At 71.4% G+C, this 5,914-nt stretch carries 4 protein-coding genes and 1 pseudogene; 3 read left to right on the top strand and 2 right to left on the bottom strand.

Going from position 1 to position 5,914, the window contains the following annotated elements:
- Positions 1-517: pseudogene (locus ACFQ36_RS20120) on the top strand (hypothetical protein); the annotation flags it as partial.
- 116 nt (positions 518-633) lie between these two features.
- Here the strand turns inward: ACFQ36_RS20120 and ACFQ36_RS20115 are convergent.
- Together ACFQ36_RS20115 and rsmI are read right to left on the bottom strand one after the other, a co-directional pair.
- On the bottom strand, positions 634-2,115 hold the full coding sequence (locus tag ACFQ36_RS20115; RefSeq protein ID WP_377016886.1) for an NAD-dependent succinate-semialdehyde dehydrogenase: 1,482 nt from the start codon (positions 2,113-2,115) through the stop codon (positions 634-636).
- Positions 2,116-2,257: 142 nt separating this feature from the next.
- On the bottom strand, positions 2,258-3,157 hold the full coding sequence (rsmI, locus tag ACFQ36_RS20110; RefSeq protein ID WP_377016888.1) for a 16S rRNA (cytidine(1402)-2'-O)-methyltransferase: 900 nt from the start codon (positions 3,155-3,157) through the stop codon (positions 2,258-2,260).
- 93 nt (positions 3,158-3,250) lie between these two features.
- On the opposite strand from rsmI, the gene ACFQ36_RS20105 reads away from it, so the two are divergent.
- Positions 3,251-4,888: a dolichyl-phosphate-mannose--protein mannosyltransferase gene (locus ACFQ36_RS20105; protein WP_377016884.1), complete on the top strand. Its 1,638-nt coding sequence runs from the start codon at positions 3,251-3,253 to the stop codon at positions 4,886-4,888.
- A gap of 58 nt (positions 4,889-4,946) precedes the next feature.
- The coding region (locus ACFQ36_RS20100) for an AMP-binding protein (protein ID WP_377016882.1) at positions 4,947-5,914 on the top strand (968 nt) is incomplete at its 3' end.

The raw sequence follows: 5,914 nt of genomic DNA, 5'->3' as shown, positions 1-5,914 counted from the left end.
GGACCGGACCGGCTGGAGCGCGGCACTGGGCGGGACCATGCTGCTGCTCCTGCTGGCACCCATGCTGCTGCGGTCCGGACGCCGCCACCGGCGCCGGGCGGAACTGGCGGCCCCGCGCACCTCGGCCCGGCAGTCCGCCCTGACGGCCTGGGCGGAAACCCTCGATACCGCTGCCGATTACGGGCAGCCGGCCGGAACGGCGGAGTCCGCCCGGGAATTCGAAGCACGCCTGGACAGCCGCGGCGCCCTCGCCGGCGGGGCCGTGGCCGCGTTGGGCCGGCTGCGCGCGGAATACGAACGGGCCGCGTATGCCGATCCGCGGCAGGCCGGCCGGACGCAGACGCTCGCCGGGACAACGCTGCTGGCCGACGCCGACCAGGTCCGGGCCGGGCTGCGCGACGGCGCCACCTGGCAGCGGCGCCTGGCAGCCCGGTTCCTGCCGAAGTCCCTCTGGCGGCGCCACCCCGGGTCCACCGGCTTCCATCTCCGCGGGCCCGCCCCGCCGGCAGAAGAATAGGCGGGCTTCCGGCAGCCCGGCCTTCTGCGGCCGAGGCACACGGGCCGGTTAAATGCGTACTGCCCCGCCGGCCGGCGGGGCAGTACTGCTGCATTTGACCTGGCTGCTGCCCGGTGCTACTGCGCGTACGGGTCGGCGATGCCGATGTACTGCGTGGTGGTGTACTCGGCGATGCCTTCGGCGCCGCCCTCGCGGCCGAGGCCGGACTGCTTCACACCGCCGAACGGTGCCGCAGCATTGGAGATGACACCGGCATTGAACCCGACCATGCCGAACTCGATCTGCTCGGCCACCCGGAACATGCGCGCGTAGTCGCGGGTGTACAGGTAGGAAGCCAGGCCGTACTCGCTGGCGTTGGCCAGCCGGATGGCATCCTCCTCGGTGGCGAACGTGGTGACCGGGGCCACCGGCCCGAAGATCTCGTTGCGCAGGATATCGGCGTCGTTCGGGACATTGCCCAGCACCGTCGGCTGGTAGAAGTAGCCGGGACCCTCCACCGGGGCGCCGCCGGTGACCACCTCGGCGCCGGCCTCCACGGCAGCGGTGACCAGGCCATGGACGTCCTCGCGGGCGCCCGCGTCGATCAGCGGGCCGACGTTGGCGGAGGGCTCGGTGCCGCGGCCGGTCTTCAGCGCGGCCATCGCCTCGGCGAACTTGGCGGTGAATTCCCCTGCCACGGACTCCTGGACCAGGAAGCGGTTGGCGGCGGTGCAGGCCTCGCCCATGTTGCGCATCTTGGCAGCCATCGCGCCCTCGACGGCCTTGTCCAGGTCCGCGTCCTCGAACACGATGAACGGCGCGTTGCCGCCGAGCTCCATGGAGGTGCGCAGCACGTTGTCCGCGGCGTCCTTCATCAGGCGCTTGCCCACCGGGGTGGAGCCGGTGAAGGAGACCTTGCGCAGGCGGGAGTCCTGCATCAGCGGGCCCGAGATGGCCGAGGCGCTGTTGGAGGACACGACATTGAGCACGCCGGCCGGCAGGCCCGCCTCCATCATGGTGGCGGCGAACAGCTGGGAGGTCAGCGGCGTGAACTTGGCGGGCTTGAGCACCATGGTGCAGCCGGCGGCGACGGCCGGGGCGACCTTGCGGGTGGCCATGGCCAGCGGGAAATTCCAGGGGGTGATCAGCAGGCAGGGGCCGACCGGCTTGCGCTGGACCAGGATCTTGTTCTTGCCCTCCGGCGTGGTGACGTAGCGGCCGTAGTCGCGCACCGTCTCCTCGGAGAACCAACGCAGGAACTCGGCACCGTAGGCGACCTCGCCCCGGGCCTCGCCCAGCGGCTTGCCCATTTCCAGGGTCATCAGCAGCGCGAAGTCCTCGGCCCGCTCGGTGACCAGCTCGAAGCCGCGGCGCAGGATTTCGGCGCGCTCGCGCGGCGCGGTGCGCGCCCAGGCGGCCTGCACCTTGTCCGCGGCGTCGAGGGCGGCCAGCGCGTCCTCGCTGGTGGCCGAGGCCAGGGTGGCCAGGACGTTGCCGGTGGCCGGGTCGATGACGTCGAAGGTGCCGCCGTCGGAGGCGTCGCGCCATTCGCCGTTGATCAGCAGGCCGGTGGGTACTTTGGCGAGCAGTTCTGCTTCGCGGGCTGCGGTATCAGCCATGGCGGTGCCTCCAGGGTTCAGCGTTGAGCGGACGGGCGATGTGCCCACTGATTTCACGTTAGGCGCTCCTGCTCGGGAAAGTAAATTCTTACGTGCACTACGTCAGGCGCGGACCTCTGTGCAGATGAACAGGAGCCGGCACTCAGCCGCGGGCGGCGAGCACCGCGGCGTACAGCTCGCGCCTGCTGACCCGGACATCGGCGGCCACGGCGGCCACGGCGTCCTTGAGCCGCGAGCCCTGCGCCACCAGCTCGTTGACCGCCGGTACATGGTCCTCGGCCCGTTCCGGCGCGGCTTCCGGGGCGCCGGCCACGACCACGGCAATCTCGCCGCGCACCTCGCCGCCCTCGGCCCACTGCAGCAGCTGGCGCACCGGACCGCGGAGCACCTCCTCGTGGAGCTTGGTCAGTTCGCGGCAGACGGCGGCGCGCCGCTCCGGTCCGAAGCTTGCATCCAGGGCCCGCAGCATGGCCGCCAGGCGGTGCGGCGCCTCGAAGAACACCATGGTCCGCCGCTCCCCGGCCAGCTCGGCCAGCGGGGCGCTGCGCTCCCCCGCCTTGCGCGGCAGGAATCCTTCGAAGGTGAACCGGTCCGTCGGCAGCCCGGACAGCGCCAGCGCCGTCAGCACCGCGGAGGGCCCCGGGACCGCGGTGACCAGCAGACGCTCGGCCACGGCCGCCTCGACCAGCCGAAAGCCCGGGTCCGAGACCGCCGGCATGCCGGCGTCGGTCACCACCACCAGCGTGGCTCCGCCGCGCACCAGCTCCAGCAGTTCCGCGGTGCGGGTCTCCTCGTTGTGCTCGTGGTAGCTGACGATCCGCCCCGCCGCCCTGATCCCCAGCGCATGCAGCAGCTTGTGCAGCCGGCGGGTGTCCTCGGCGGCCACCACGTCCGCCGTCTGCAGCAGTTCCACCAGGCGCGGGGAGGCATCCCCGATATTGCCGATCGGCGTCCCCGCCAGCACGATCTGGCCCTCCCGGCCGGGGCCGCTGCTTGGCTGCTCATTCACATCCTCCACCCTACCGCGCTCCCTCTGCTGCATTTCGGGCGGGATGGTTGCTGTTTTCAGCCCGATAACAGCAACCATCCCGCCCAAGTTGGCATCCGGGGCGGTCCAGCCCGCTAAGGTCGGTATGTGACCCAGACGCACCACCAGCCGCTGCCTGCATCCAGGCCGCCAGCAACGTGGCTGGAGTCGCCCCGGCGCGCCTTTACCCAAGCCGTGCTCCGGAACCGGCTGCTCGGAGCCCCGCTGCCCTGGGGCCTGTGGGACTGGCTGCTGCCCCTGCTGGCGGCGGCGCTCGGCGGGCTGCTGCGCTTCCACCGCCTGGGCGAGCCCGGTTCCCTGGTCTTCGACGAGACGTACTACGTCAAGGACGCCTACTCCTATCTGGTCTCCGGCTACGAGCGCGAGTGGCCCGAGGACGCCAACGTTTCCTTCAACGCCGGCCGCCCGGACGTGCTGCTCGGCACCCCCGAGTACGTGGTCCACCCGCCGGTGGGCAAGTGGATGATCGCCTTCGGCATGTGGCTGTTCGGCCCGGACAACGCCTTCGGCTGGCGTTTCGCCGCGGCCCTGACCGGCACCGTGTCCATCCTGCTGGTGGCCCTGATTGCCCGCAAACTCTTCCGGTCCGCCGCCCTGGGCGGCATTGCGGGCCTGCTCACCGCGGTGGACGGCCACCATCTGGTGCATTCGCGCACCTCGCTGCTGGACATCTTCCTGATGTTCTGGGTGCTGGCGGCCTTCGGTGCGCTGCTGCTGGACCGTGAGGACGGACGACGGCGGCTGGCCGCCAAGGTCGCGGCCCTGGCCGGTCCGTCCGGGGTGCCCGACAGCAGCAGCCTCCTCGCCGGGCCGCTGGTGCTGTGGCGGCCGTGGCGGCTGGCGGCGGCCGTGTGCCTGGGCCTGGCGGTAGGGACCAAATGGTCGGCGCTGGCCTTCGTGGCCGTCTTCGGTCTGCTGGCGGTGCTCTGGGACATCAATGCCCGGCGTGTGGCCGGCATCCGCAGCTGGTTCGCCGCCGGCGTGCTGCGCGACGGTGTGCCGGCGTTCTTCACCATGATCCCGGTAGCGGCCGCCACGTACCTGGCGACCTGGACCGGATGGTTCCTGTCCACCGGCGCCTATGACCGACGGTGGGCGGACTCGCATCCCGGCGGGATCTGGGGCTGGCTGCCCGGCCCGCTGCGGTCGCTGGCCGAATACCACCGCAGCGCCTATGCCTTCCACACCGGGCTGGACACCGCCCACCCGTACGAGTCCAGCCCGTGGAGCTGGCTGCTGATCGGCCGGCCCACCTCCTTCTACTACCAGGGCGACGCCCTGGGCCAGCACGGCTGCACCGACCGCAGCGGCTGTTCGGCCGCCGTGACGGTGCTGGGCAACCCGGTCATCTGGTGGGCCGCGGCGCTGGCCCTGCTGGTGCTGGTCTTCAGCTGGATCGGCCAGCGGGACTGGCGTGCCGGTGCGGTCCTCTCCGGGGTGGCCGCCGGCTACCTGCCGTGGTTCCTGTACCCGGACCGGACGATGTTCTACTTCTACGCCATCGTCTTCGAGCCGTTCCTCATCCTGGCGCTGACCTACGTGCTGGGGCAGGTGATCGGCCGGTCCACGGACCCGCCCTGGCGCCGGCGGCAGGGCATCCTGGCCGTCGGTCTCTTCCTGGCCCTGGCCCTGGCGGCCGCCGCCTTCTTCCTGCCGGTCTGGACCGCGGAACAGATTCCCTACGAGCACTGGCGCTGGCGCATGTGGATGCCCAGCTGGATATAGAGTGGGGCGCTCCCACTCCCAACGCATGAACGGCCCGAGCAGAAAGCGAGAATCCCAGGTGCGCGAAGCAGCCACCGAACTTTTGGCCAGCATGCCGGCCGGCTCCAACCTCACGGACCTGCTGCTGGCCTGGCACCGGCAGGAGCCCCAGCGCGCCCTCTACGCGCTCAAGCAGAACGGGGCCTGGACGGATGTCTCCGCGGCGGAGCTGCTCGGCCAGGTGTCCGCGCTGGCTAAGGGGCTCCTGGCCGCCGGCATCCGGCCCGGGGAACGGATCGCCGTGATGTCCAAGACCCGCTACGAATGGACCCTGGTGGACCTGGCCTGCTGGTTCGCCGGCGCCGTCGTCGTGCCCGTCTACGAAACCTCCTCCGCGCACCAGGTGCGCTGGATCCTGGAGGACTCAGGGGCGGTGGCGGTGTTCGCCGAGGATACGGCCAGGGAAGGAGTGGTCCGGCAGGCGATGGAGCAGCTGCCCCGCCGGCTGCCGGTATACCGGATGAGCGGGGAGGATTCCGGCCTGGCGGCACTGCGCGGGGCCGGCGCCGCCGTGGCGGACGAGGAGCTGGAGCGAGTCCGTTCGCTGGCCACGCTGGCGGATCCGGCCTCGCTGGTGTACACCTCCGGCACCACCGGCCGGCCCAAGGGCTGCATCATCACCCACGGCAACTTTGCCCAGCTGGCGCTGAACACCGCGGAATTCCTGCCCGAGATCCTGAAGGCGCCCGGGGCCAGGTCGCTGATGTTCCTGCCGCTGGCCCACGTGCTCGCCCGCGCCGTCGCGGTCATCTGCCTGGCCGCGGGGGTGAAAATGGGCCACACCGCCAACATGGGCGAGCTGATCAAGGACCTGGGCAGCTACCGGCCCACCTTCCTGCTGGTGGTGCCGCGGGTCTTCGAAAAGGTCTATGCCACGGCACAGCAGAAGGCCCGGGCCGAGGGCAAGGGAAGGATTTTCGACGCCGCGGCAACGACCGCGGTGGCCTGGTCGCGGGCGCGCGACGCCGCCGCCCGGGGCGCCGGCCC

This window comes from Arthrobacter sp. GCM10027362, from assembly GCF_042679445.1.
Taxonomy (GTDB): Bacteria; Actinomycetota; Actinomycetes; order Actinomycetales; family Micrococcaceae; genus Crystallibacter.
Note: the sequence above shows the minus strand (reverse complement) of the source record. Positions and strands in the feature narration are given on the sequence as shown.